Below are 24642 nucleotides of genomic sequence, written 5' to 3' on the forward strand. Positions count from 1 at the left end.
ATGCCGTCAATGGCATCCCCTTTTTTTACCCTCTAAGCACAGCTCCGGCTTTTTCCTTCACAGCATTCAGTACTTTATCATGTGCTTTCACGACATCTTCGTCTGTTAATGTACGTTCTGGGTCAAAGTATTTCAATGAGAAGGCAATAGATTTCTTACCTTCCTCCATACGATCACCTTCGTATAAATCAAATACATGGACTTCCTTCAATAGAACCCCGCCTGCATCTTTAATGATGCCTTCCAGCTCTCCAGCAGCCGTTTCTTTATTTACAACAAGCGCAATATCTCGCGTAATCGATGGATAACGTGGAATCGCTTGATAATGTAATGGCGCTATCTCAGCTTCTAAAATCGCCTTTAAAGAAAGCTCAAATACATAAGTGTCTTTTAAATCATATTCCTTTTCCACTGTTGGATGTGTTTGGCCAATAAAGCCAATCTCTGCGCCATTCAGAAGGATTTCAGCTGTTCTTCCAGGATGTAAGCCATCGCGTACGGCTTGACGATACTCGATTGAGTCTTCAAGACCAAGACGGGCGAACAAGCCTTCAAGAATTCCTTTTACAACGAAGAAGTCAACCGGCTTCTTCTCACCTTGCCATGGATGGCTTAGCCATAAACCTGTTACAGCACCGGCAAGATGCTCGCGTTCATCTGGCAAATCCTCCATTCCATTTGACAGGAATACATCTCCAATTTCATAAACAGCAAGATGATCGTTTTGGCGTGCTGCATTATGCTTTAAGACACTTAAAAGCTGAGGAACAATGCTTAATCGAAGTGTACTATGGTCTTCACTCATCGGCATAGCGAGACGAATTGGCTCTCTCGTTTCTAATGCATATTGAGCTGCTTTCGATCCGCTCGTTAATGAATAAGTAATGGCTTGATACAATCCTGCACCTTCAAGGTATCTGCGGACAGTTCGGCGTTTATTTTGATAAGCTGTCAGGTGTCCAGGAGTTGATGAGCCGATTGGAAGAGTAGAGCCTAGGTTGTCATAGCCAAATATTCTTGCCACTTCTTCAATTAAATCCTCTTCAATCGTAATATCCCCGCGACGAGTTGGCACGGTTACAATCACTGAATCGCCATCGACGCTCATTTCAAATTGCAGACGAGCAAAAATATCTTCAACTTCTGGCATTTCTAATGTTGTGCCAAGTACACGATTAATTTTCTCTAATGTGACTGACACGACAGCTGGCTCAACTTTAAGCGTATTTGCTTCAACAGAGCCTGCTAATACTTCACCATTTGCATATTTCTCTAGTAGATGTGCAGCTCTTTCAGCCGCCGCACTTACTCGATTTGGATCTACACCTTTTTCAAAACGAGCACTTGCCTCGCTTCGTAAGCCGTGATCTTTAGATGACTTTCTAACCGTTGCTCCTTTAAAGTAAGCTGACTCAAGAAGAACTGTTTTTGTATCAGCTTGTACTTCAGAGTCAAGTCCTCCCATGACACCTGCAAGAGCGACTGGCACTTCACCATTTGTAATTAAAAGATGATCAGAGGTTAACTCTCTTTTCGCTTCGTCTAACGTTTGAATGACTTCCCCGTCTTTAGCACGGCGAACAAGAATTTGCTTTGAACCTAGACGATCATAGTCAAACGCATGAAGAGGCTGGCCATATTCAAGCAAAATATAGTTCGTGATATCAACTACATTATTGTGCGGGCGTATGCCTGCTGCCATTAATCTCCCTTGCAACCATAGTGGAGATGGCTTAATTTGTACATTTTTAATGACTTTTGCGATATATAATGGATTATCTTCTGTCGCTTCTACATCGACACGAATATAATCAGAAGCTTTTTCGACAGCTTCAGCATGGTCTGTTTCTGGAAGCTTTACTTCTTTTCCTAAAATCGCAGCCACTTCATAAGCGACACCTAGCATGCTTAAGCAATCAGAACGGTTTGGTGTTAAGCCAAGCTCCAACACTTGGTCATCACGATGCAATAGTTCGATTGCATCTGTTCCGACCTCAGCGTCTTGATTGAACACATAAATGCCTTCCGAATATTCCTTTGCTACGAGCTTGCTTTCAATGCCAAGCTCCTGTAGTGAACAAATCATCCCATTGGATTCTTCCCCACGCAGCTTTGCCTTTTTGATTTTGAAATTGCCTGGAAGTACTGCTCCAACTGTAGCAACGGCAACCTTTTGGCCTTTATCTACGTTCGCTGCGCCGCAAATAATTTGTACAGGCTCATCTCCACCGATATCTACTAAACATTTATTTAATTTATCTGCATTTGGATGCTGTTCTCTTTCTAGCACATGTCCAACGACAACACCGCGAATTCCTTCATTTAGGACTTCTACGCCTTCAACTTCAATCCCGCTTCTCGTAATTTTTTCAGCAAGCTCTGCGGGAGTAATACCTGATAAATCTACATAATCCTGCAACCATTTATAAGAAACAAACATGATTTGTCCTCCTTTTCCTCACTACTCTTGTATTGAAAACTGTTTTAAGAAACGCACATCATTCGTATAGAAATGACGGATATCGTCAATGCCGTATTTCAGCATGGCAATTCGCTCTACTCCCATACCAAAGGCAAATCCAGTGTATTTTTTTGAATCAAAGCCTGACATTTCTAGTACATTTGGATGGACCATTCCTGCTCCTAAAATTTCAATCCAGCCTGTTTTTTTACAAATATTACAGCCTTTGCCGCCGCATTTAAAGCAAGAGACATCTACTTCTACAGACGGTTCAGTGAATGGGAAGAAGCTTGGGCGCAAACGAATTTCACGGTCTTCCCCAAATAGTTTTTTCGCAAATACTTCTAAAGTACCTTTCAGATCACTCATGCGAATATTTTCATCGACAACAAGCCCTTCAATTTGCATGAACTGGTGAGAATGAGTAGCATCATCATTATCGCGACGGAACACTTTTCCTGGGCAAATAATTTTTACAGGCCCTTTTCCGTTGTGCTTTTCCATCGTTCTCGCCTGTACAGGAGATGTTTGTGTACGAAGTAGCATTTCTTCTGTAATGTAGAATGAATCCTGCATATCTCGGGCTGGATGGTCCTTCGGTAAGTTTAAAGCTTCGAAGTTATAATAGTCTTTTTCCACTTCTGGCCCTTCGGCAACGGTATAGCCCATTCCAATAAATAAATCTTCAATTTCTTCTACGATTCTTGTTAACGGATGATGGTTGCCCGTTCTTACTGGTCTTCCAGGTAATGTAACATCAATTTTCTCTGTTGCTAGCTTTGCTTGGACAGCCGCCTCTTCTAATTTTGTTTGTTTTTCTTCAATTCCTGATGCAATGGCATCTCTTACTTCATTCGCAAGGGCTCCCATCATTGGACGCTCTTCTGCTGATAATTTACCCATACCTTTTAATACTTCTGTAATCGGCCCTTTTTTTCCCAAATAGGAGACACGAATATCATTCAATTCTTTTAAATCAGTTGCTTGACTGATTTTTTCCAATGCTTCAGTTTGCAATTCCTTTAAACGCTCTTGCATGTGAAAAATCCTCCTTTTAATTCTTTTATTGCAAAATAAAAAACCCCAATCCCATAAAGGGACGAGGTTTTGGATTCGCGGTACCACCCTTTTTAATACAAAAGCAAAAATAAAGCCTATGTATTCACTTCATTCGGATAACGGCAATAAGCCGGTACATCTTTACATTTAAAAGCGGAAGCGGCTTTGTCAGCCCCGACAAGCATAAGACGAGCCTCACGGAAAGGTGTTCTTTACCTTTCTGGGAGGATTGGCTTATGACCTCGAGGGGCTAGCCGCTGGAGCTAGATAGTATCTAACTCAAATAGCTAGTCAATGGTCCCGATGCCAACTCAGGAGGTGAAATTTCCCTTGCCTTCCCTTTGAAAATGCTCCCAGTCTAGGCATCTTCTCCCTTAAAAGTTCCATGCAAGCTACTTTTCTCCGTCATTGTTTTATAACAATATAATTTTCCTGTTATTATAGTATATTCTGCTTATAGTTTCAAATTTTTTTGCAAAAATAGGCGACTATACCTCTAATGTTTTCCCTCAAGGACAATTTGCCCCGGTTTTATACTTGAAAACGTCCACCACGGCAGCTGCTCACTTGTAAATGGGAATTATTCCCCTATGACCAAAAGGCTATACCACTGTTCCTAATTCCGCAAATAATAAAGGAGAATTCCAGTTGCTATAGCGACATTTAACGATTCGCTCTTCCCATAAATAGGAATGTATAAATTAGCTGTTGTTTCTGTTAAAATCGTTTTGCTGACACCTTTTCCCTCATTACCGACGATTAAAGCAAAATTTCCAGTTGCATTAATTTCCGTATACTCTTTCGCATTTTCTAATGCTGTACCGTATACAGGTATATCTTCTTCCTTAAGCCTATGAATCCATTCAGAGATATTTCCTCTTAAAATTGGCAGGTGAAAATGACTGCCTTGTCCGGAGCGAAGGACCTTCGGATTGTATATATCAACACTTCCGTCCCCAACTATTATTGCATCAACACCAGCCGCATCTGCTGTACGAATCATTGTGCCTAAATTCCCAGGATCCTGAACTGCATCGATCAGCAAATATTTATTGCCATTCAGCTGATCCAAGTTAATCTCTTGCTGACGGCAAATGGCTATGATTCCTTGAGGTGTTTCCGTATCCGATAAGCTCTGAATAATTTCCTTCGTTACCATTGTCACCGGAATATCTCCATAATCCCATGACGGCGGCAATCCTGTATTCTCACTAACTACAATTTCCTCTAGACGATTGCTTAATAGCGCTTCCTCTACTAAATGAAAGCCTTCAACTATAAATGTTCCTGTCTTATCTCTTTCTTTTTTTGTTAAAAGCTTTTTCCATTGCTTCACTTGTGGGTTGCTGGCAGAGTGAATATATTTCAACTCTCTCACTCCTTTATTGTATTGCGGGGCCTTTTCATGCCTTTCGCTATTTTATTCAATTTCATTATTATATCCTAAATAAAATACATAATAAATCCAAAAGATGAAATCATAATAACGATTTATATTTTATGGAAGGAGTGCTGAAAATGAATTTAAACTTGAGGAACGCAATCATACACAATGTTTCTGGCAATACACAGGGCGAGCTAAAAGATACAATTGTTGATGCTATTCAAAATGGAGAGGAAAAAATGCTCCCTGGACTTGGAGTACTCTTCGAAGTCATTTGGAAGAACTCATCTGAGCAAGACAAGCAGGAAATGCTGCAGACTTTGGAGAGCGGATTGAAATAAAAACTGGGATAGAGAAAAAAGATGAGCGGCGGGCTCATCTTTTTTCTTTGTTTAAAATTAAACCATCATATCATATTACGCAAACGTAAGTCGGTCAACAGTCTCTCTGTCAAGGCGCTTGATAACTTCAGAAATTAATTTTACCGCATTCTCATAGTCATTACGATGAAGCATTGCTGCGTGAGAGTGAATATAGCGTGTAGCGATAGTGATGGAAAGTGCAGGTACGCCATTATGTGTTAAATGAATGGCACCTGAATCTGTTCCCCCGCCTGGTACAGCATCAAATTGATAAGGAATATTTAGCTCATCCGCAGTATCTGTAACGAGATCACGTAAGCCTTTATGAGAAACCATCGAAGCATCATAAAGGATGATTTGCGGGCCTTTGCCTATTTTGCTTAATGCTTCTTTTTCAGTAATCCCTGGTGTATCGCCAGCAATTCCTACATCAACACCAAATGCAATATCCGGTTCAATTTTTTGTGCAGATGTACGGGCACCACGTAAACCAACCTCTTCTTGCACTGTGCCCACACCGAACACAACATTTGGATGATCAGCATCTTTAAGCGATTTAAGAACATCAATCGCAATTGCACAGCCAATTCGATTATCCCATGCTTTTGCTAGAAGCATTTTTTCATTATTCATAACCGTGAATTCAAAATATGGGACCACCATATCCCCAGGTTTAACACCCCACTCTTTCGCTTCTTCACGGCTAGAAGCACCAATATCGATAAACATATCTTTTATGTCCACTGGCTTTTTACGCGCTTCTGGTGAAAGAATATGGGGAGGCTTTGACCCAATAACACCAGTAATATCCCCTTTGTTTGTCACAATTGTTACACGCTGGGCAAGCATGACTTGTGACCACCAGCCACCCACCGTTTGGAAACGAAGGAAGCCTTTATCATCAATATTTGTTACCATAAAGCCTACTTCGTCGAGATGGCCTGCCACCATGATTTTCGGTCCGCCTTCTTGCCCAACCTTTGTAGCGATTAAGCTTCCTAATCCGTCAGTTGTCACTTCATCGGCATAAGGAGCGATATATTTTTTCATTACTTCACGCGGTTCGCGCTCATTCCCCGGAATTCCCTTTGCATCCGTTAAATCCTTCAGCATCGTTAATGTTTCATCAAGTTTTGTCATTATTTCGACTCCCTTAGTATGTATTTGATTATTATTATACAAAAGTCTGCATTTAATAGAAAGAATTAGCAAACTGTTATTTTAGTATCCTTGCTGCTGTCTTTCATAATTCACTTCATTTTTATCGATGTATGCATTTTCGATATCTTCTGCCGTAAATCCTAAGAGGTCTCCTAAGTGTAAGTATGCATGTACTAATTCTTTAAAATCTTTTATTTCTTTGCTATTTCTAAATTGATTTATTTTCTCAAAAACAAATAAAAACTGCTCATTAAGAGATTGCTTTCCATTAGTATGCCCAATGAAATCACTTTCCTGTTCAAAAGCGCACTCCAGCCCAAGTGAAAGGATAAAATGAACACCGTCTACAAATTCTTCTAAAATCGTTTCCCTTGCGGACAAGGGCTTTAAGCTCCAAAATTTGAAGCATCTTGTTTCATTGGCAAGCTCACCTAATTCGACAAGTAAAGCAAGCACTTTACGGTCAAATAAATTTTCATTTTGCAGCTGATGCTTTGTTTCAATATGATGATCCAGTTCCTTTTGCATCGCAAATAACTTTTTGTAATTCATATAACACCATCCTCATTCAAATCTTTAAAGATTATTTTCAAAAAGACATAAAAGTATGCGTTCAAAAAGGAGGACAAAAAGAGCCGAGAAGTTCGAGGAAGCGCAGTCTGCGAGCACCGAAGCGTATGCTTTTAATACGTGAGGAGCGGAGCAGCAAGCTGACTTCAACAGGTGGAAGTGCCTTGCGAAGGAACATCGACTAAAAACCGCCACGTCCTGTGGCGAACGTCGATGTCAGCACATCCTGTGCAAGTCCGACAAGCATAAGACGGCATACGTAGTGGCACGATCTTTAGCCACGCACTAAGATGGCTTATGACCTCGACGGGCTAGGCACTGGAACTAGATTGGCAGAAATTCGACAGCTCTTTGAATGATCTTCTCGAATAAACATCGCACGAAGAAAAAGTGCTTTTCTTTTTCGAGGAATTTTTCCCGGACTTTTTGAACAACCTCTAAGAAATTATAACAAATTGAAGAAAAGTTGAAACTTTTTTAGCTATCAATCGTAATGATAGGAAAATACAATTGGAGGGGCTTGTTATGATGTGGTTAATTCGCTTCCTGCTCTTTGCACTTATTATTTTTCTCTTCTATAGCGTAATTAAGTACTTATTAAATCCGAAACGGAAGCTTGAACTTGCCCATGAGCAGAAGCGATATTTTTTCTTAGATGACGGGGACAATGTACGCAAGAACTTTTTGACTACTTATAAAGGGGTTTTATTTGAAGGGGAAAAATATTTAGGGACGACTGACAATGCCTTTGAGGTGATCTCTATCTTTATATGGCCCCGAAATCTCGCTTCATTAAAAGGAATGGTGCGTGAGGATTTACAATTTATCGAAAGAAAAATTCACGAACAATATCCGAATGCAAAAATTGATTGGAAAAGTCCGATTAAAGAATTTATGGAGAAAAGTAAGACGCCAGATACACCATTTGGAATCCATAGTTAAAAACGTTCGGAAAACCCGAACGTTTTTCTATGCCTCTTTAAAGAAAACTCGCCGATTGGCGAGCCTTGTAAAGGCGAAGACAGAGGTAGTTGCACTTATCGCGCTCATGGCGGCCACGTCCTGTGGCATTCGCCCGACTAGGACATCCTCGTAAAAGCTATCGCTTTTACTTCGTGCGATGATTATGCTTACGAAGCTCTCCTTGTCCTGTCCGTCGTACTTCATTCCTAAAATTGGCGACTTCGTCGAATTTGCTTCTTCGCTGACAATTTATCTATTCTGAACGTGCAAAAAATTCCTTCCACTTAATTATCGCAACTTTTTCCCTCAGAACGTAAACAAGAATTCCTAAAGACATTAGAATGATCACAATAATTGACGGGGTAAAACGACTAATAAATTCCCCAAACACCGTATAAAAAATGGCTAATGGCAAATTGGTGATCCAAGAATTTTTAACATATTCCTGAAAGCTTTTATTTCGTTCAATAAGGCAGAAATTGAGCAGATGATAATGTATAAATGGAATGAGTCTTAATACTGCCACTTGACCTACGCTCAAATTCCGATATTCTCCAAACCAGCGCTTTTTTAAGTTAGATAGCTTTGCATGTGTTTTGGGCATACGGTTAATAAGAAAATAAAATAGAATACTACTAAGCATAAGGCCAATAAGGGAAAATAGACTCCCAAAAGAGCTGCCAAATAATATTCCACCCGTTAGACAGACAAGTGGGACGGGAATAAACAAAAACTGTCTTAAAATATGAAATAATATAAAGGCAATAGGGGCTAATACACCGGCTGTTTCAATCATCACAAACAGCAATGATAATTGATCATTCATTCTTACTCACCCTCTTTATGCTGTCTATCGTGCTGATAACTTTCTTTTACAGCATATGAGGGAATTCAGTGGTTATGACAATTGATTAATAGAAAAGCGGAGGCGCCTTGGTCAGGGGCGACAAGCATAAGACAAGCAGGCAGGAAGGTTGTTCTTTAACCTTCTTGTCTGCTTGGCTTAAGACCTCGAGCCCCTAGGCGCCGCAGCTAGACAATTGCGTATAGGAAGAGAACGATTTCAATAATTGAAAGGATGGGCAAACCATATTTAAACTGAGAATGCTTTGTTTTGTGACGGAAGGTTTTCATTCCAATTGTCATACCTACAGCCCCGAATAAAAAAGCGACGAGCCATAATGTGCTTTCCCTTATTCTAAATTGTCGAGCCTTTGCCTTTTTCTTATCAATTTTCATTAAATACAAGCCTACTAGATTCATTATGAAAAACAAAGTTATAATTGTATTAATCATCTCTATCCTCTCATCATATGTAAAATAGCGAAAAGCCATCCTCTTTATGAGAATGGCTTCATCTATATTATTACTTGCTTAAGTTTTGCTTTGCAACTGATGCTAATTCAGCAAATGCTTTTTCGTCAGCGATTGCTAATTCAGCAAGCATTTTGCGGTTAACTTCGATGCCAGCAAGCTTTAAACCGTGCATTAAACGGCTGTAAGAAAGACCGTTGATGCGAGCTGCTGCGTTAATACGAGTAACCCATAGTTTGCGGAAGTCGCGCTTTTTGTTGCGACGATCGCGGTAAGCATACATTAAAGATTTCATAACTTGTTGGTTAGCAACTTTATATAATGTATGTTTTGAACCGAAATAACCTTTAGCTAATTTAAGAACTTTTTTACGACGTTTGCGAGTAACTGTACCGCCTTTTACACGTGGCATATTATTTCCCTCCTAATATCGGATATTACTTAAGATTTACTAATAAGAAACGGATGCGTTTGTAATCGCCTGAAGAAACAAGAGTTCCTTTGCGAAGCTTACGCTTTTGTTTTTGAGATTTATTTGCGAACAAGTGGCTTGTGTAAGCATGGTGACGCTTAAGCTTTCCAGATCCTGTTCTTTTGAAACGCTTAGCAGCGCCGCGGTGAGTTTTCATTTTTGGCATTTGGAAATCCTCCTCTTACTTTTCAATTTTAGGTGCTAGCATCATGAACATACTGCGGCCATCCATTTTCGGATGTGATTCAACAGTAGCTACTTCTGTGCAAGCTTCAGCAAAGCGGACTAATACACGATGACCGATTTCCTTATGGGTAATCGCACGGCCTTTGAAGCGGATTGACGCTTTAACTTTATCGCCTTTTTCAAGGAATTTAATTGCATTGCGAAGCTTTGTATTAAAATCATGTTCATCAATTGACGGACTTAGACGAACTTCTTTAACACTAATGATCTTCTGGTTTTTACGAGCTTCTTTATCTTTCTTCTGCTGCTCGAATTTGAACTTTCCATAGTCCATGATACGGGCTACAGGAGGCTTTGCATTCGGTGCAACAAGAACAACATCAAGATTCACTCGTGAAGCAATTTCAAGTGCTTCGTTTTTTGACTTAATTCCTAATTGCTCGCCGTTTTGGTCAATTAGACGAACTTCACGGGCGCGAATACCCTCGTTTAACAACATATCTTTGCTAATAGTTAGACACCTCCAAGGTTAATTGCGAATACAACGTTTGGGTGAAGAAGGCCTAAGCTTGCCCATTTGCACCAGACGAAAGCTTCATTCGCAAGAAATACATAACATAATCTGTTATAGACAAATAAAAAAGTGTGGATGAAATCACCCACACTTTACGTACAAAATTTAAACATTCATGTTTACGTAAAACCTGCCAACTGCACTTTGCGTCAATCAGGTGAGAAGCGGGTGCTTCTTCTTATCCTCAAACTATATTCAGTTACCTTAGATACTATATCACAAACAATGCTTTGCTGTCAAACGATCATTTTCATCGCAACGAAGAAAATTGTAACAAAAGTATCGGAATCATGCAATACATTTTTAAGTTTTAGTAAAAATTGCTTTGTCTATCAAATAGGAGTCTCCCGTAGGCACTTAGCGATCGCGGGCGAACGGGGAGCCTCCTCGTCGCTATCCTCTAATCAACGTTTTACCTTATTGATTAGCGTTTTACTTCTTCTTTTAAGCCAGCCATAAAGTCAGCAAATGGAACTGTCTCTGATTTCTGCTCTCCATATTTACGGACATTGACCGCTTTTTCAGCTGCTTCATTATCACCGACAACTAGCATATATGGGATTTTTTGCATTTGTGCTTCACGAATTTTATAGCCCATTTTCTCGTTGCGATCATCAAGCTGTACACGGAAGCCTTCAGCTTTCAGTTGTTCAACTACTTGTTTTGCATAATCATAATGCACATCTGGAGATACAGGAATAACCTGAACTTGAACAGGTGCAAGCCATGTTGGGAATGCTCCCTTATACTCCTCAATTAAGAAGGCAACAAAGCGTTCCATTGTTGATACGACACCGCGGTGAATAACGACTGGACGATGGTGCTTTCCGTCTTCCCCGATATATGATAAATCAAAGCGTTCAGGCAATAAGAAGTCTAATTGAACAGTTGACAATGTCTCTTCTTTGCCTAAAGCAGTTTTTACTTGAACATCTAGTTTCGGACCATAGAATGCAGCTTCGCCTTCAGCCTCAAAATAATCAAGACCAATTTCATCCATAGCCTCTTTCAGCATCGCTTGTGCTTTTTCCCACATTTGGTCATCGTCAAAATACTTTTCTTTATCTTGTGGATCACGATAGGATAAGCGGAAAGAATAATCCTCAATGCCAAAGTCTTTATACACATCAAGCACAAGTCGAACAACACGGATAAATTCTTCCTTAATTTGGTCTGGACGAACAAAAATATGTGCATCGTTCAATGTCATTCCGCGCACACGCTGAAGACCGGATAAAGCACCCGACATTTCGTAGCGATGCATCGTTCCAAGCTCAGCAATACGGATTGGCAGCTCACGGTAACTGTGAATACCATTTTTGTAAATCATCATATGGTGAGGGCAGTTCATCGGACGAAGCACGAGCTGTTCATTATCCATTTCCATAACCGGGAACATATCTTCCTGGTAATGATCCCAGTGACCAGATGTTTTGTAAAGTTCTACACTGCCCATTACTGGTGTATAAACATGGTCATAGCCTAGGCGTACTTCTTTATCAACAATATAGCGCTCGACAATACGGCGAATTGTTGCTCCTTTCGGAAGCCATAGAGGCAGCCCTTGACCAACTTTTTGCGAGTTTGTAAATAAGTTTAATTCTTTTCCGATCTTACGGTGATCACGCTCTTTTGCTTCCTCAAGCAAGCGGAGATGCTCAGCTAAATCTTCCTTTTTAAAGAAAGCTGTACCGTAAATACGCTGGAGCATTTTATTATCGCTATTTCCGCGCCAGTATGCACCTGCAATGCTTAGCAGCTTAATTTCTTTTAGCTTGCCTGTTGACAGTACGTGAACACCGCGGCAAAGATCGAAGAATTCGCCTTGCTCGTAGATTGTCACTGTTTCATCAGCTGGAATAGCCTCGATTAGTTCAAGCTTATATTCATCATCAATTTCTTTGAACATTTGGACAGCTTCATCACGGCTGACTTCCTTGCGAACGATGTCTAAATTTTCGTTAATGATTTTTTTCATTTCTTTTTCAATAAGCGGAAGATCTTCAGGAGTTAAAGACTGATCAAGATCGATATCATAATAGAATCCGCCTTCGATTACTGGACCTACACCAAGCTTAACATTTTTAAATAAACGCTTAATTGCTTGCGCCATTAAGTGTGCTGTACTGTGGCGAAGAACCTCTAATGCATCGCTGCTATCTTGAGTAACGATTTCGATAGCTCCGTCTTCTTCAATTGGACGGCGAAGATCGTACATTTGGCCGTTTAGTTTTCCTGCAATTGCCTTCTTTTTCAGTCCTGGGCTGATAGAAGCAGCAATATCTTCTATTGTCGTTCCTTTAGGAAACTCCTTTACGGCCCCATCTGGAAACGAAACTTTAATTACATCTGACATGGTCTTTCCTCCTAATTTATAAAGTGAAACTTCATTCAGTGGGGGGTTTTATTTCCCACTGAATGTTAGTTGAACTTATCGGGCCTTTACGGGCAGTTGATCTCCCACTTCAACTTCCCCAATTCATCTAAAGTTTTGAGGTGGGAGTCTTACTGCCCGTTAATCCGCGATAAAAATAAAAAAACCCGCCCCTAAAAAAGGGACGAGTTGTTATTAACACGTGGTTCCACCCTACTTCTCATTTCACATGAAAAAAAGCGCGAAATGACTTGTAGCAATTTAACGGCTTGTGACCGTCAGCCCATTTCCGAGCTGAAGTTCAAAGGTGGTAAGCATTCAATTCGTGTTAGGAAGGTTCCAGCCTTGCCTTCCCTCTCTTGTAACCGTAAAAGAATACTCATGTCCTTATCATTACTTATCCTTAATTATAACTGCATTTCATATTATGTACGTATTATAGTTTGTTACTTCGGGAAAATCAAGGGGCATCTTTATATTTTTTTATTTGTGCTAAAGGATCGCTGATTATCTTTTCAGAAAATTCATCAATTGTGGCTAATACAATTCTTTCTTCGAATATGTTTTGAATCGTCCTGACGAGCGGCTGATCTCGATCGGCAATATATAAATAAATAACCTCTGGGGCTATTGAAAGCAAAGGAGCAATTGAACTTGAATCGACATAAACCGGGTGATTAATAAGAAGCTTGCGGTCGATCATCCGTACTAAATCTTCCCGCTTAATTTCAGTAAATTGTTCATCAAAAAAGTGAATTCCATCGTGTATGAGTAAATGAATAGATTTTTGCTTCGCCTTTCTCCCTAATAAAAAGTCTCTTAATGTTTGAATAAACATTTGATATTCTTGTTCCATTTTATATTCATCTATTGAAATTTCCACGTATTTAATCATTTGCTCCATTAGAGGACGCATCCTAAATTTTACAAAGGAATCAAAGGAAAAAGTAATATTTTCATGGAATATTTCATTTATGGCACTCTTTATATCCCTCTCCATATCAAGGTCATTGAGAAATACGGCCAGTTCCTTGCGATTTCCTTCTAGAATAGAGTGAATAATTTCAAGAATTTGCTGCTGTTCTTCTTCATCTTCAAAATAATAATGCTCGGCCATAATTTTGCGAAACCAGTCATCTTGCTTACTATTAATGATGAATTTATAAAAAACCTCTTTAATGATTTCTAATTGTTTTTCCATTTTAGGGTTAATATTAATTCTTACTATATGTTGATCTTCAAATTGAAGAATATTTTTATTCGGAAGTGCTGAAGAGGCTAAATATAACTGTAAATATTTATATAAATTTCTAGCTTCTTCAGTTTTCTGGAACGTGATTTCAATCAACAAAATCCCCCCTTTTTTTAAAATCTCTGTTGTAAATGTATATGGGGGATTTGGACAAAATAGAAGTATCCTGATTAGTGAAACTTTAATCAGAGGGTGCTTTTCCCTCTAATTATTAGTTGAACTTATCACGCTCAAAACGCCACGTCCCGTGACTTTGACATCGTGTCCGTCTTACTGCCCGTTAATCTGCGATAAATGAAAAGGAAGCTACCCTCAAAAAATAAGAATAGCTTCCAAATATGCAAAAAGTTAAATTCTGCGATTTTTCCCTGCGACAATGACAGGCTCAGCCAAATAATTAATCCTTTCCATAATCCTTCTTGCTTTCATTTTTTCTTCCTCACCACGTTGACTATATGAAAGGTGGTGCTCTAACCCTTGAAAATCAAAATTAGAAGTAAAAAATGTAGGCAGGCTTTCTAGCATGCGAAATTGGAGAAGCGGGCCTAATACTTCATCCCTTGTCCAGCTTGACATCGTTTCAGCCCCAATATCATCGAACATTAAAACAGGAACTTTTTTGATCGTTTCAATTTTTTCGTTTAATGATGAATCGGCTATTGAGCTTTTTAATTCTCTAAATAACTCAGGAACATAGACAATCATCGAGGGAATTTCTTTTTTAGCTAATTCATTGGCAATCGCACCTAATAAATATGATTTACCGACTCCGAATTTCCCGTAAAAATACAAACCCCTCTGTCTCGAACCTGGCTTATAATTCATAATAAAGGAAGCTGCTTTTTGAACAGCATCAATTCTTTCATCATCCTCGTAAACGGAGTCGAAGGAAGCCTCGAGAATATCTTTTGGCACGTATAGGCTTTGAATTAATTTTTCATTTTTGCGCTTTTCATCATGCAGAACTTTTCGTGGACATTTATCATAATGCAGATCAATACTTCCTCTTTGAATGACAAGCTTCGGATGGTAGCCCTTCATGAAATTGACACATCCCTCTAAGCTTGGACATTTATTGCATTGCTTACTCTGATTCGTATATTCATAAAGCTTTACCATGCTTATTTCAATCATTTTCTCGGTTAATTCGTCTTCATGGCTCTTGAGAAAGGCTTTTACATCTGGATGATTTAATGTTTCTCGCCGCTGCATCTCATATCTTTTTTGAAAATCCTCTCTGCCAGCCAATCGTTTTAAAGTATCATTAATTCTTTCCATTAGTCAGCCTCTTTTCCTGAACGCAGCTTCTTTAAAGTTTCTTCTAGTTCTCGCTTTTTCAGTTCAAGATCTTCGTCTTGTTTTTCCGTTGAATCTGGAGCAGGGGCACCTGTTTCTTCAAACCAGTCAGGAAGCATTTCCGTTCGAATCGGTTTCTTTTTACTTGTAGAGTTAGCTGGTTTCTTCTTCCCGTCTGCCCACTCCATATATTGTCTATGCTCACTTTTAGCTAACTCAATCGCAGCTTTTGCCGTTTGAATCTTTTTCCTCGCCCAATGGCTTGCGATTTTTTCGACATAGCCCTTCGTTAATTTCATATCTGATTTCAGCATGACATACTGAATTAAGACATTCACAACACCCGGAAGAAGCTTTTGGTTAAACATCACATCTTCAATAATTTTTAGGTCACCTTTAGAGGGCTCTGCTCCTCCGGAAAGATCCTTTAACACTTGTCTTGGAGATGTACTTTCTAAAGCACGCAGTAATTCTTCCTCCTGCGATTCTGGCTCTTTCAATTGCGTCCGCTCTGCTACTGGCTGGGTTCGATCCACTAATGATGGGAGTTGATCCTGATTTTGAAATTGATACCAGTCACGCGCAGACTTTCTTAACTCTTCAATATTTATTTCATTATCTTCTGTAATGGCACTAATGACAATGTTCTTCATTTGAATCGCATCAATTCCATATAAAAAAGCAAGATTGCTGATCGCATTTTTAACTTTTTTCGTGAAAGCCTCTTTCGGGATGAGTGATTTATTTAAGCCCGCTTCTAGCAGATTAAAATTAAATGTATCATGACTTATTTGAACACGCTCCTGTTCATCCCTTCCAATAAACCCTTTCCCATCGGGGACCTGCAAAATCTGCTCTGCTTCTGAATCATAAACAATCGAATCCATATGACCCGTCATAAAAATATCCTGGAATGATTTTGTGACTTCAAAGTAATTTTCCTTAGATTCTACCTTATCTTCGGAGAAAAACCGCTTTAATCTCAAATATTGACTTTTACCAATTTTTCTATATAAATATATATTAAGCATCCCGTCTAAAAAAAATTGCTCTGGCGTTAAAGGCGGGATGAGTTCGTAAATAAACGATCTGGCCTCATCATCTTTTTTCTCATAAACCTTCAGAAGCCCAATTCCTTCAAGCTTAATACGGGCTTTATAGATGTCACTTAATCCCAATTCCATAAAATTCATTAAGCTATGATGCGAATTAGAGCTGGACCATAAGCGGTTTTCCTCCAGTTCCGACCATAAAGTCATAAATAAACTAAAACATGTAGCGCCGATTAAAGGCTGATACAAAAAAGTCAGCACTTTTCGGTCATAATCATGCAAAAGCCCGCTAGCAGCTACCACATAGCGATCAATCGGAAGTAATTCCTGCCAATGCTGAACCATTTTCATCAACCCTTCTTTTATAATGTCATTTTACATAAAAAAGAGCTAAAGAATTTTAGCTCAAGTTTCCTTTTCTTTTTTGATTAGTTCTTTTAATTCTTCAATGAACACATTAATATCTTTGAATTGTCGATAAACAGATGCAAATCTTACATAAGCTACATCGTCAACTTTCGCCAGCTTGTCCATTACCATTTCCCCGACTGATTCACTTTGAATTTCAGAGACACCATTACTGCGGAGCTCCTTCTCAACACTTGAAGTGATCTCTTCTAATACTTTTAAGGCAACTGGACGTTTTTCACAAGCTTTAAGTAAACCGCGTAATATTTTGTCACGGCTAAATTCTTCCCTTGTTCCCTCTTTTTTAACGACAATAAGCGGAATTTCTTCTACCTTTTCGAAGGTAGTGAAACGATATCCGCATGCTTCACATTCCCGTCTGCGGCGAATGGACCTGGAGTCATCAACAGGGCGGGAATCAAGAACACGCGTATTGTTATTTTGACATGAAGGACATCTCATTCGATCAGCTCCGGATTCTTTTCATTCATTGTTCGTTCGATATTCTTATTGTACTATTACCTAGACAATTAAAAAAGGGGTGTATTTCATACACCCCTGAGTTTTTGTGCCCATTTTTAATTATAAAATGTTTGCTTGCGCTTGTTTAACTTGAACTGGACCCATCCCGCGAGGAATCTCAATATTCTCACGCGTTTCTGCACCTAACGCTTCTGCAATGTAATTTGCAGCAATGCTAGGGTCAAGATCACCACACGTATATACATCAATGCTGGCATAGCCATGCTCTGGAAAGCTGTGAATAGTTAAATGAGATTCAGAGATGATGACCACCCCACTTACACCTTGTGGTGCAAATTTATGGAAGGCAACCTCGCGAATTTCAGCACCTGACTTTAATGCTGCATCTACAAATGTACGTTCAATAAAATCCATATCATTTAATTTTTCAAAATCGCATCCCCAAAGTTCTGAGATTACGTGACGACCCATCGTTTCCATATTCAAATTTCCCCCTTTAACAATAATAATGAATTTCTTAATTTCCAGACAGCTACCACGGGGGAAAGTTAGTCCAAAGAGGTCCTAACCCTTTAAGTAGCTACTATAAACAAAATTATAGAAGTTCACGAGGACTAGTATACTTCGTTTATTTTCTTTTTGCAATACACTTTCTGAAAATTGTTAAAGGGAGGGAGAAAGCATGGTATATATAACAATAAAAAGAGTCTTTTTTATGTATTCATAGTAAAAAGCTAAATAGGCCTGCCAATTTTGTTGGCAAGCCTAAATAAAATATTATTATCAAAGATTAAGCATTTACAGGTACAGCTTTAAATAGCTCCTGAGCTACATATTTAGCAAGATCTACTACACGGCAAGAATAACCCCACTCGTTATCATACCAAGCTAATACTTTTACTTTATTCGTTCCAATTACCATTGTTGATAATCCATCAATAATTGCAGAATGCTCATTTGTATTGAAATCGATTGAAACTAATGGCTCATCTGTAATATCTAATACTCCCTTTAATGCACCATTAGATGCTTGTTCAAATGCTGCATTAATTTGTTCAATCGTTACATCAGATTTCAGATCAACAACAAGGTCAACTAGTGAAACGTTTGGAGTTGGCACACGTAAAGCCATTCCGTGAAGCTTTCCTTTTAAATGAGGAAGCACTAATGTTAACGCTTTAGCAGCTCCAGTTGATGTTGGAATAATAGATTGAGCACATGCACGCGCACGGCGTAAATCTTTATGCGGGTTGTCAATATTATTCTGATCATTTGTATAAGCATGTACAGTCGTCATTAATCCATTTTCAATGCCAAATTGCTCATCAAGTACTTTTGCCACTGGTGCTAGGCAGTTTGTTGTACAAGATGCATTTGAGATAATCTCATGCTCAGCAATGTTTAATACGCTTTCATTTACACCCATAACGATTGTTACGTCTTCATTCTTTCCTGGTGCTGTTAAAATAACCTTCTTCGCACCTGCTTCAAGATGAAGAGCAGCTTTATCGCGAGAGTTAAATTTACCAGTTGCTTCAATAACAATGTCAATGTTTAATTCTTTCCAAGGAAGCTCTTGGGGATTGCGGTTGCTTAATAATTGAACACGCTTTCCATTGACAACAATTGCTCCATCTTCTGGAATAACTTCCCCTTCAAATTTTCCATGGTTTGTATCATATTTAATCAAGTGTGCCAAAGTTTCAGCTGGATAGCTTGCATTAATGGCAACTACATCAAGTTTATCATCAAGAATGGCTTTTCTAAATACCATTCGTCCAATTCTCCCAAAACCGTTAATCGCAATTTTCGCTTTCATTTTACGGCCCCTTCCGCATAAGTGTTATACTTTTTATTCTTACAAACTGTAATTAGTATAACATATTAATAGACATTTGTAATGATTAAAATGTGGAGTTTAAATTTTTTAATTATAAAAACAATTAAACCTATGTATGACTGATTCTACCAGAATCCCGTATTTAGGATTTATAACAAAAAAAAAGAAGCACATCGGCTTCTAAATAGCATTCCACTGTTGCAAGATCTTATTAAGCTGCTGTTCTGTTTCCTCGATTGTTCGATTATTTGTAATGACAGCATCTGCTAGCTGAACTTTATCCTTTAGGGGCATTTGTGAACGAATTCTCGCCATTGCATCAGACTCAGAAAGCTCATTCCGCTTCATAAGCCGCTCTAATTGAATGTCCTCATCTACATAAACTAATATCGTTTTATCGACCAAATAGGAAAGCTTGCTTTCAAATAGTAAAGGAATATCTAATATGACAAGCTTTTCACCTTTAGTTATGGCACCATCTCTTTTGGCCAACATTCTCTTTCTAACTGCGGGATGAACAATGCTGTTCAGCTTTTGACGCTCCTTTTCATTATGAAAGATAATGGATCCTAATTTAGCCCTATCAATTGATCCATTTTCAAGAAGAACTTCATTGCCAAAATGGGCAATGATTTCTTCATATGCTTCTTCTCCTTTTTCAACAGCTAATCGTGCTTCTATATCTGCATCGATGACTGGAACCCCTTTTGCGATTAACATGGAAGCGACGGTGCTTTTTCCGCTCGCAATTCCACCTGTTAGACCAACAACAACTGACATGGCTAAACCTCTCTTGACTGCTATATTTTCCAAATCCCAATTATTATCAATAATACTCCTGGGATAAATGTAAACTTTTGTACCCAATTACTTTTTGAAAAAACGGAACCGACCTTTAAACCAAAGTATACAAATAATGAGCTCATAAACGCAACGGTTAGCGCTAACGAAAATGGAGAGTAGCCTAACATTGCTGCACCAAACCCAGCACCGAAAGCATCCAGTGATAAAGCCACACCTAGAATTAATGCTTCAATTCCTGTGATCGTTCCTGACTTATCAAAATCCGCTGACATTGGCTTTTGCAAAATATGAATGACTAAGCCGAGTGATTTAATTTCAAAATTGACAATCGTTTTTTCATGCGGAAGAACATCCCTTGATTTTTCAGAGCGGAAAAATTGAAAAAGAACCCACGCTCCGAGACAAATAAGAATGATTCCTCCCAAACTCTGCGCGAATGCAGGCGAAAAAAGCTTAATGAGGAAACGACCAATTGTCATCGCAAGTATTAGCGCAGTTGCAGAGCAGCATGCGATGATTCCAATTGATTTGAATGGGATGGTCATTTTTCTTAATCCATATGTTAATCCGACGCTAAAGCTATCTAGACTAACAGCAAATGCTAATATTAGAAGTGATATTGTATGCACCATTTGAACAGGACTCCTCCTTAGTATCAACACTCATCTTGTTGATACCTGTCAATCGCTAAGATAGTATATGGGAGAAGCCTATCCATTGTTAAAAAGAAATGCGGAAGCGCCTTGCAAGATGAACGTCGACTAAATACCGCCACGTCCTGTGGCAAACGTCGACGTCAGCACATCCTGTGCAAGTCCGACAAGCATAAGACGAATCCTTGCGAAAGGTGTTTTTTCCTTTCGTGAGGATTTGGCTTATGACCTCGAGGTCGACAAAAACGCGACGTCCTGTCGCACTGTCGACACTAGTACGTCCTGTACGTCGGGGCTAGGCGCTGGAGCTGGACAAAGAAATGCGGAAGTGCCTTGATATGGCGCTGGACAAAGAAAAGCTCGCCAGTGGCGAGCTTCCTTTATAACTTCTGGCAATTTGGACAAAACACGGTTCCGCGGCCGCCTGAAATTATTCTTTCAAGTGTCGTACCACACGCTTTACATTCTTCCCCTTTTCGCCCGTAAACGAAAAGCTCAAGCTGGAACATGCCAATTTGTCCTTGAGAATTAATGTACGAACGAATCGTACTTCCTCCTTTTTGAACCGCCTCTGATAAAGTTGCAATGATTTCCTTATGCAGTGTTGCAAGTTCTGTGGCTGTCAAACTGTCCGCCTGTCTTTCTGGATGAATTCTTGATCTAAATAATGTTTCATCCACATAAATATTTCCAAGTCCTGTCACTATTTTTTGATCAAGAAGGGCTGCTTTAATTCCTCTTTTCGTTCTCGACAGCTTTGAGGCCAATACTTCTTTCGTAAATTCCTTTGAAAAAGGCTCTGGCCCTAGTTGCGACAAAGGAAGGAGCTGAAATTCTTCCCCTTTTAAATAAAGATGCATCGTTCCAAATTTCCGAACATCTTTATATCGCAGCTCTGTTCCATCTGTAAAATGAAAGATTACATGCGTGTGCTTATCAATCTCATCTGTTTGCTTAAAAAGCCCATATTTTCCTTCCATTCTTAAATGAGAAACAAGAGCGAAATCATTCGTATAAAGGATAAGAAACTTTCCTCGTCGGCCCGTTCCAGTAAATGTTTGTCCAACGAGGGCGTCTTGAAATTGGACAACCTCTTCAGGATGCTTTACTATTTTGGGCCAATGAACTGAAACGCGTTCGACCGTTTTATTTATTATTAGTTCGTCCAAAGTACGGCGGATCGTTTCCACCTCTGGCAATTCTGGCATCTAATCACCTCCTAATTTGTCTAGCTCCACAAGGAATACTACGGCAGCATAATCATCGCTCCTGATCAAGGCGCTTCCGCTTTTCTATTTTGCGTCAAACCATGTTGGTCCGTAGGAGTAATCGACCTTTAAAGGAACTTTTAATTCAACGGCATTTTCCATTACTTCTGGAACGACTTTTTTCAACTTCTCGATCTCTTCTTCTGGTGCTTCAAAAATTAATTCATCGTGAACTTGAAGTAGAAGACTTGTTTTCAAATTCTCTTGCTGTAAACGAGCAGCCATATCGATCATTGCCTTCTTAATAATATCTGCTGCACTTCCTTGAATCGGTGTGTTCATCGCTGTCCGCTCCGCAAAGCTGCGAAGATTAAAATTTCGGCTCGTAATTTCTGGCAAATATCTTCTTCGATGAAGCAATGTGGATACATAGCCTTTTTGCTTTGCATCATGAACGATATCATACATATATTGCTTCACACCTGGGTAGCTCTCTAAATACTTATTAATGAATTCCCCTGCTTCTTTACGTGTAATCCCAAGACTTTGCGAAAGACCATAATCACTAATTCCATAAACAATGCCAAAGTTTACTGCCTTTGCATGACGGCGCATATTGGCTGTTACTTCGTCCTCTTTTACATGGAAGACTTCCATTGCCGTTTTAGTATGAATATCCATGTCATGATTAAAGGCATCGATCAGCTTCTCATCACCAGCTATATGAGCAAGTACTCTTAACTCGATTTGAGAATAGTCGGCAGCAAAAATGACCCAGTTCCGCTCAGATGGAATAAAGGCTTGTCTAATTTTTCTTCCTTCTTCCAATCGAATTGGGATGTTTTGAAGGTTTGGATCTGTCGAGCTTAATCGGCCTGTTTGCGTAAGAGCTTGATTATATCTCGTGTGAATCTTATGGTTTTCTTGATTGACAACTTTTGATAAGCCTTCAATATACGTAGACTGCAGCTTTCCTAGCTGGCGATAATGAAGAATTTCTTTGATAATTTCATGGTCCTGCTCAAGCTTTTCGAGAACGTCAGCCGATGTAGAATAGCCTGTTTTCGTTTTTTTGATTACAGGAAGACCTAATTTCTCAAATAAGATCACCCCAAGCTGTTTAGGGGAATTAATATTAAACTTTTCGCTAGCGAATTCATGAATTCGTGTTTCTATGTCGGCAAGCTTGGTGAGAATTTCCTCGCCCATAGCATTTAAACGCCCAAGATCCATTTTAATCCCTGTCGATTCCATATCCGCCAAGATGAATGCTAAAGGCATTTCTAAATCATAAAATAATTCATCCTGCTGATTATCTTTAAGCTCTTGGTCTAGCTTGTCCTTTAATGTTAGAAGTACATCCGCCTTTCTAGAAAGATGTCCGGCAAGCTCAGTTTCTTCCGGGATCCTGCGCTTCGCTCCTTTTCCATAAAAAGCTTCATCTGATTGAATGGCTGTATATCCATGTGTTTTAGCGATGGAAGCAACATCCTCGATTGTTTCGGATGGATTAATAAGATAGGCAGCGATAAGTAAATCAAAAGTAATTCCAGCTAAATGAATTCCATGGTGCCGTAAAGAAACTTCTGACCGTTTTGCGTCGTAAACAATTTTAGATTTCGTTTCATCCTCTGCCCATTGTTTAAATGCTTCAGAGGCCAGTGCTTTTTCAGCCGAAATAAAAAAAGTTCCTTTATTATTAGCAATCGAAAAGCCGATCATATCAGCATAATGATAGTTATCCTCTAATACTTCTATATAAAAAGAATTCTCATCTGCAAAAATTTCTTCAGTTATCTCTTCAACAATCGTAAATTCAATTTTTTCTAAATCTACTTCTTCAACCCGAGCTGAATCACCCATTTTTTCTAATAAGGAGTTAAACCCAAGCTCTTTATAAATAGTAACAACCTTCTCTTTATCGAAGCCATCGTACTCAATGTCATCAAGCTTAATTTCAACTGGAGCTTCCCTCGTGATGGTCGCCAACTCTTTACTCATTAATGCCTGGTCTTTAAATTCTTCAAGTTTTTCTTTCAGCTTTTTCCCGCTTACTTTATCAACAGACGCCAGCAGCTCCTCAAGTGTTCCGAACTCCTTAAGTAATTTCAAAGCTGTTTTTTCACCAACACCTGGTACGCCTGGGATATTATCAGAGCTGTCACCCATTAAACCTTTCATATCAATAATTCGCTCTGGTGTAATCCCGTACTTTTCGGCGATATGGGCTGGAGTATACTCCTCAATATCAGTAATCCCTTTACGGGTAATCGCCACAGTCGTAGTATCTGAGCTGAGCTGTGTTAAATCTTTATCTCCGGAAATTACTTTAACTTCATAGCCATTCTTTTCCGCATGAAGAGATAATGTTCCGATAATATCATCCGCTTCATAGTTTTCTAATTCATAACGCGGTATCAGATAGGCATCAAGCAGCTCCCGAATAAAAGGAAATTGCTCCGATAACTCTGGCGGAGTCTTTTGTCTGCCTCCCTTATACTCACTAAACGTTTTATGGCGGAAGGTTGTTTTTCCAGCATCAAATGCAACGAGTATATGTGTTGGTTTTTCGTCCTCAAGAATTTTTGATAACATCATTGTGAATCCGTAAACCGCATTCGTATGTATTCCCTTATCATTATTCAATAATGGCAAAGCAAAAAATGCCCGATAGGCAATACTATTGCCGTCGATTAACACTAGTTTTTTATTCAATTGAATCCCACCTTATTTAAAAATGCTTATGCACTGAAGCCAGATCATTAT

At 39.2% G+C, this 24642-nt stretch carries 23 protein-coding genes and 2 other annotated features; of the genes, 2 read left to right on the forward strand and 21 right to left on the reverse strand.

All coding sequences use genetic code 11. The annotated features are described in order from the left end of the window. Window positions 1–25 precede the first annotated feature (25 nt). The 3 genes from pheT to F7731_RS04320 all read right to left on the reverse strand — a co-directional run bounded on the left by pheT (window position 26) and on the right by F7731_RS04320 (window position 4889). Complete coding sequence (pheT, locus tag F7731_RS04310) at window positions 26–2440, reverse strand: phenylalanine--tRNA ligase subunit beta (protein WP_151533520.1); 2415 nt, start codon at window positions 2438–2440, stop codon at window positions 26–28. A gap of 21 nt (window positions 2441–2461) precedes the next feature. After that, window positions 2462–3499, reverse strand: a complete 1038-nt coding sequence (pheS, locus tag F7731_RS04315) for a phenylalanine--tRNA ligase subunit alpha (protein WP_151533521.1) — start codon at window positions 3497–3499, stop codon at window positions 2462–2464. Window positions 3500–4136: 637 nt separating this feature from the next. After that, window positions 4137–4889, reverse strand: coding sequence for a TrmH family RNA methyltransferase (locus F7731_RS04320; RefSeq protein WP_151533522.1), 753 nt, complete (start codon window positions 4887–4889; stop codon window positions 4137–4139). 149 nt (window positions 4890–5038) lie between these two features. On the opposite strand from F7731_RS04320, the gene sspI reads away from it, so the two are divergent. Beyond that, the gene (gene sspI / locus F7731_RS04325) at window positions 5039–5245 is read left to right on the forward strand and encodes a small acid-soluble spore protein SspI (protein ID WP_151533523.1); all 207 of its coding nucleotides are present in this window, start codon (window positions 5039–5041) and stop codon (window positions 5243–5245) included. A 75-nt stretch (window positions 5246–5320) separates the two neighbouring features. Here sspI and F7731_RS04330 read toward each other — a convergent pair whose 3' ends face one another. Both F7731_RS04330 and F7731_RS04335 read right to left on the reverse strand, forming a co-directional pair. Continuing rightward, window positions 5321–6406: a M42 family metallopeptidase gene (locus F7731_RS04330; RefSeq protein WP_151533524.1), complete on the reverse strand. Its 1086-nt coding sequence runs from the start codon at window positions 6404–6406 to the stop codon at window positions 5321–5323. A gap of 81 nt (window positions 6407–6487) precedes the next feature. Continuing rightward, complete coding sequence (locus F7731_RS04335) at window positions 6488–6979, reverse strand: dUTP diphosphatase (protein ID WP_151533525.1); 492 nt, start codon at window positions 6977–6979, stop codon at window positions 6488–6490. 543 nt (window positions 6980–7522) lie between these two features. On the opposite strand from F7731_RS04335, the gene F7731_RS04340 reads away from it, so the two are divergent. Further along, entirely contained in the window at window positions 7523–7939 is a 417-nt protein-coding gene (locus F7731_RS04340) for a sigma-w pathway protein ysdB (protein WP_151533526.1), read from the forward strand. 274 nt (window positions 7940–8213) lie between these two features. Here F7731_RS04340 and F7731_RS04345 read toward each other — a convergent pair whose 3' ends face one another. The 16 genes from F7731_RS04345 to polA all read right to left on the reverse strand — a co-directional run bounded on the left by F7731_RS04345 (window position 8214) and on the right by polA (window position 24591). Beyond that, window positions 8214–8786, reverse strand: a complete 573-nt coding sequence (locus F7731_RS04345) for a TVP38/TMEM64 family protein (protein WP_151533527.1) — start codon at window positions 8784–8786, stop codon at window positions 8214–8216. Between the two features lie 206 nt (window positions 8787–8992). Continuing rightward, window positions 8993–9256, reverse strand: coding sequence for a DUF1294 domain-containing protein (locus F7731_RS04350; protein WP_151533528.1), 264 nt, complete (start codon window positions 9254–9256; stop codon window positions 8993–8995). 70 nt (window positions 9257–9326) lie between these two features. Then, a complete protein-coding gene (rplT, locus tag F7731_RS04355; RefSeq protein ID WP_151533529.1) occupies window positions 9327–9686 on the reverse strand; it encodes a 50S ribosomal protein L20 in 360 nt (119 codons plus the stop codon). 25 nt (window positions 9687–9711) lie between these two features. Further along, the gene (gene rpmI, locus F7731_RS04360; protein ID WP_066292584.1) at window positions 9712–9912 is read right to left on the reverse strand and encodes a 50S ribosomal protein L35; all 201 of its coding nucleotides are present in this window, start codon (window positions 9910–9912) and stop codon (window positions 9712–9714) included. Window positions 9913–9927: 15 nt separating this feature from the next. Beyond that, a complete protein-coding gene (gene infC / locus F7731_RS04365; protein WP_151533530.1) occupies window positions 9928–10431 on the reverse strand; it encodes a translation initiation factor IF-3 in 504 nt (167 codons plus the stop codon). A 132-nt stretch (window positions 10432–10563) separates the two neighbouring features. Beyond that, window positions 10564–10692, reverse strand: a sequence feature (ribosomal protein L20 leader region). A 238-nt stretch (window positions 10693–10930) separates the two neighbouring features. After that, a complete protein-coding gene (thrS, locus tag F7731_RS04370; RefSeq protein ID WP_151533531.1) occupies window positions 10931–12862 on the reverse strand; it encodes a threonine--tRNA ligase in 1932 nt (643 codons plus the stop codon). A gap of 195 nt (window positions 12863–13057) precedes the next feature. Then, window positions 13058–13283 (reverse strand) — a binding site (T-box leader). 57 nt (window positions 13284–13340) lie between these two features. Further along, window positions 13341–14228: a putative sporulation protein YtxC gene (ytxC, locus tag F7731_RS04375; protein WP_151533532.1), complete on the reverse strand. Its 888-nt coding sequence runs from the start codon at window positions 14226–14228 to the stop codon at window positions 13341–13343. A 252-nt stretch (window positions 14229–14480) separates the two neighbouring features. Next, a complete protein-coding gene (gene dnaI, locus F7731_RS04380) occupies window positions 14481–15410 on the reverse strand; it encodes a primosomal protein DnaI (RefSeq protein ID WP_151533533.1) in 930 nt (309 codons plus the stop codon). Next, window positions 15410–16825, reverse strand: coding sequence for a replication initiation and membrane attachment family protein (locus F7731_RS04385; RefSeq protein WP_151533534.1), 1416 nt, complete (start codon window positions 16823–16825; stop codon window positions 15410–15412). Before F7731_RS04385 ends, dnaI begins: the two co-directional genes overlap by 1 nt. A 60-nt stretch (window positions 16826–16885) precedes the next feature. Then, the gene (nrdR, locus tag F7731_RS04390; RefSeq protein ID WP_151533535.1) at window positions 16886–17350 is read right to left on the reverse strand and encodes a transcriptional regulator NrdR; all 465 of its coding nucleotides are present in this window, start codon (window positions 17348–17350) and stop codon (window positions 16886–16888) included. 120 nt (window positions 17351–17470) lie between these two features. Next, window positions 17471–17851 carry an adenosylmethionine decarboxylase gene (gene speD, locus F7731_RS04395; protein ID WP_151533536.1) on the reverse strand — a complete coding sequence of 127 codons (381 nt, stop codon included), beginning with the start codon at window positions 17849–17851 and terminating at the stop codon, window positions 17471–17473. A 310-nt stretch (window positions 17852–18161) separates the two neighbouring features. Further along, the gene (locus tag F7731_RS04400) at window positions 18162–19190 is read right to left on the reverse strand and encodes a glyceraldehyde-3-phosphate dehydrogenase (RefSeq protein WP_151533537.1); all 1029 of its coding nucleotides are present in this window, start codon (window positions 19188–19190) and stop codon (window positions 18162–18164) included. Between the two features lie 201 nt (window positions 19191–19391). Beyond that, a complete protein-coding gene (coaE, locus tag F7731_RS04405) occupies window positions 19392–19991 on the reverse strand; it encodes a dephospho-CoA kinase (RefSeq protein ID WP_151533538.1) in 600 nt (199 codons plus the stop codon). Between the two features lie 20 nt (window positions 19992–20011). After that, window positions 20012–20647, reverse strand: a complete 636-nt coding sequence (gene ytaF, locus F7731_RS04410) for a sporulation membrane protein YtaF (protein ID WP_151533539.1) — start codon at window positions 20645–20647, stop codon at window positions 20012–20014. A gap of 401 nt (window positions 20648–21048) precedes the next feature. After that, a complete protein-coding gene (gene mutM, locus F7731_RS04415; RefSeq protein ID WP_151533540.1) occupies window positions 21049–21876 on the reverse strand; it encodes a DNA-formamidopyrimidine glycosylase in 828 nt (275 codons plus the stop codon). 84 nt (window positions 21877–21960) lie between these two features. Then, window positions 21961–24591, reverse strand: a complete 2631-nt coding sequence (gene polA, locus F7731_RS04420; RefSeq protein ID WP_151533541.1) for a DNA polymerase I — start codon at window positions 24589–24591, stop codon at window positions 21961–21963. Window positions 24592–24642 lie beyond the last annotated feature (51 nt).

This window comes from Cytobacillus depressus, from assembly GCF_008923245.1.
GTDB lineage: Bacteria > Bacillota > Bacilli > Bacillales > Cytobacillaceae > Cytobacillus > Cytobacillus depressus.

Excerpts from the sequence above, each read along its gene's own strand:
- speD (WP_151533536.1), bottom strand. The coding sequence starts at position 17,851 with ATGGAAACGATGGGTCGTCACGTAATCTCAGAACTTTGGGGATGCGAT.
- coaE (WP_151533538.1), bottom strand. The coding sequence starts at position 19,991 with ATGTCAGTTGTTGTTGGTCTAACAGGTGGAATTGCGAGCGGAAAAAGC.
- rpmI (WP_066292584.1), bottom strand. The coding sequence starts at position 9,912 with ATGCCAAAAATGAAAACTCACCGCGGCGCTGCTAAGCGTTTCAAAAGA.
- sspI (WP_151533523.1), top strand. The coding sequence starts at position 5,039 with ATGAATTTAAACTTGAGGAACGCAATCATACACAATGTTTCTGGCAAT.
- rplT (WP_151533529.1), bottom strand. The coding sequence starts at position 9,686 with ATGCCACGTGTAAAAGGCGGTACAGTTACTCGCAAACGTCGTAAAAAA.
- nrdR (WP_151533535.1), bottom strand. The coding sequence starts at position 17,350 with ATGAGATGTCCTTCATGTCAAAATAACAATACGCGTGTTCTTGATTCC.
- F7731_RS04400 (WP_151533537.1), bottom strand. The coding sequence starts at position 19,190 with ATGAAAGCGAAAATTGCGATTAACGGTTTTGGGAGAATTGGACGAATG.
- infC (WP_151533530.1), bottom strand. The coding sequence starts at position 10,431 with ATGTTGTTAAACGAGGGTATTCGCGCCCGTGAAGTTCGTCTAATTGAC.
- F7731_RS04345 (WP_151533527.1), bottom strand. The coding sequence starts at position 8,786 with ATGAATGATCAATTATCATTGCTGTTTGTGATGATTGAAACAGCCGGT.
- ytaF (WP_151533539.1), bottom strand. The coding sequence starts at position 20,647 with ATGGTGCATACAATATCACTTCTAATATTAGCATTTGCTGTTAGTCTA.
- dnaI (WP_151533533.1), bottom strand. The coding sequence starts at position 15,410 with ATGGAAAGAATTAATGATACTTTAAAACGATTGGCTGGCAGAGAGGAT.
- F7731_RS04335 (WP_151533525.1), bottom strand. The coding sequence starts at position 6,979 with ATGAATTACAAAAAGTTATTTGCGATGCAAAAGGAACTGGATCATCAT.
- pheT (WP_151533520.1), bottom strand. The coding sequence starts at position 2,440 with ATGTTTGTTTCTTATAAATGGTTGCAGGATTATGTAGATTTATCAGGT.
- mutM (WP_151533540.1), bottom strand. The coding sequence starts at position 21,876 with ATGCCAGAATTGCCAGAGGTGGAAACGATCCGCCGTACTTTGGACGAA.
- thrS (WP_151533531.1), bottom strand. The coding sequence starts at position 12,862 with ATGTCAGATGTAATTAAAGTTTCGTTTCCAGATGGGGCCGTAAAGGAG.
- F7731_RS04385 (WP_151533534.1), bottom strand. The coding sequence starts at position 16,825 with ATGGTTCAGCATTGGCAGGAATTACTTCCGATTGATCGCTATGTGGTA.
- F7731_RS04350 (WP_151533528.1), bottom strand. The coding sequence starts at position 9,256 with ATGATTAATACAATTATAACTTTGTTTTTCATAATGAATCTAGTAGGC.
- F7731_RS04340 (WP_151533526.1), top strand. The coding sequence starts at position 7,523 with ATGATGTGGTTAATTCGCTTCCTGCTCTTTGCACTTATTATTTTTCTC.
- pheS (WP_151533521.1), bottom strand. The coding sequence starts at position 3,499 with ATGCAAGAGCGTTTAAAGGAATTGCAAACTGAAGCATTGGAAAAAATC.
- F7731_RS04330 (WP_151533524.1), bottom strand. The coding sequence starts at position 6,406 with ATGACAAAACTTGATGAAACATTAACGATGCTGAAGGATTTAACGGAT.